This window comes from Kutzneria sp. 744 (assembly GCF_000568255.1).
Classification (GTDB): domain Bacteria; phylum Actinomycetota; class Actinomycetes; order Mycobacteriales; family Pseudonocardiaceae; genus Kutzneria.
On record NZ_KK037166.1, the window covers coordinates 10,360,769 to 10,362,463 of the forward strand.

Annotated in this window: 2 protein-coding genes; one reads left to right on the forward strand and one right to left on the reverse strand. The window is 71.2% G+C overall.

Translation table 11 applies throughout. The features are described 5' to 3' along the window. Positions 1-278: helix-turn-helix domain-containing protein (locus tag KUTG_RS47080; protein ID WP_157495722.1), on the reverse strand; the 278-nt coding region annotated here is incomplete at its 3' end. 304 nt (positions 279-582) lie between these two features. Here KUTG_RS47080 and KUTG_RS47085 point away from each other — a divergent pair. After that, a partial coding sequence (locus tag KUTG_RS47085; protein ID WP_084580670.1) for a serine/threonine protein kinase occupies positions 583-1,695 on the forward strand: 1,113 nt, incomplete at its 3' end.

Sequence of the window (1,695 nt, forward strand, 5' to 3'; positions counted from 1 at the left end):
CGCAGTTGGTCCTCGACCAGCCGCAGATGAGCGACGGCCAGGGCGTGCAGGGTGGTCTGCGCACCCAGCACCCGGCGGATGTCGTCCAGACCGGCGCCGAGGTCGCGCAGGGTGCGCACGAGTTCGAGGCGGGCGATGGCGTGCACGTCGTACAGCCGGAAGCCGCCCTCGGTGTGGCCGGTGGGCGCGACGACGCCCTCGTCGGCGTAGAACCTGATCGCGCTCACGCTCAGGCCGGTGCGGCGGGCGACGTCCCCGATGGAGTAGAGCTCGTTCACACCAGCCACTATGAGATCTCAAGCGGCCTGAGAGTCAAGGGCGATCTCGACGCGGGCGCAGACCGCGACCTCGGTGTCGCGGCACAGGGTCGGGACGAGCACGGCGGCGAGCTCCGTTCGTCCGGTCGACCCGTCGGTGGATCCGCGGCCAATGCGTCGAAATGAACTCGCCGTTGTCGACATCCCCGCCGGGATTCTTTCGGGCCGGCCGCGGCGCCTCGGTCGTCATTGGCACAAGCGAACCTTTACGCAGCGGAATGCGTAGTCACTCCTGCAGTCCAGCCACGTCGAGGTCGGGGGTTTCATGTCGGTCGCCAACCAGCCGAGCATTGTACTAAACGGGAGGTACCGTCTCGACGCGCCACTGGGGCAGCGAAGCGACGGCTGGATGTGCGAAGCGCACGACCTCGTCCTGGGCCGGCCCGTCATCGTCAAGATGTTCAAGTCGGTGGTGGACGAGGCGGCCGCACCCATGTTCGCCGAGCAGATCAAGTCGCTGGCCGGCCTGCGGCACCCCCACCTGGTGGCGCTGTACGACGGGGGCATGGCCGACGGCCACCCCTTTCTGGTGATGGAACCGGTCGACGGGGTCGATCTGCTCGACGGCACGAACGAGCGGCCGGTGTCCGCGGCGGACATCGCCACCCTGGGCGCCGGCCTGTCCGAGGCACTGGCCCGCATTCACGCGGCGGGATTCATCCACGGCGAGCTGACGTCCGCCAGCGTGCTGATCGACGCGAGCCGACGGTGGCGTCTGGTGGGCTTCGGTGTCGCCCGGCCCCAGGACGGCACGGCCGCGGCGGATGTCCACGCGCTCGGGCTCGTCCTGCTGAACTGCCTGAACGGGCCGGACAGGGACGGGGGCAACGAGGCGATCCCGGGGCCGCTGGCCCGTGTGCTGGCCGCGATGACGTGCCGGAATCCCGAGCGACGTCCGAGCGCGGCGGTCAGTGCCCAACGGCTCAGCCAGGTCGCGGACACGCTGCGAGCCGGTCCCAGCTCGCCATCGGCCGCCGCGCTGCGCTGGGGCCGGGTCGCCGGTCTCGCCGCCGCCGGTGGTCTGGTGGCTGCGGCCGCCATCGCACTCGTTCCCACGTCCGTTCCGCACCAGACCACACAGCCGGTCGCGGCCCCCGCGCCGACGCCGCCCGGGCAGCTCCCGGTTCCCGGCCCGACCGCGACCCCTGGGCGGCCGGTGTCGTATCCGACGCAGGCAACCAAGCGGCCGCCGACCGCGGGCACACACCCCACGACCAGCGCATCTCCGACAACGAGCGCGCCTCCGACGACGAGCACCCAGCCGCCCCCGGCCAGTGCCGACCCGACCACCACGGACACACCGCCCGGCCTGATCAAGAAGCCGCTGAGGCTGCCACCCGGATTGTTCAAGAAGCTGTTCGGGACGGAGCACGACGAC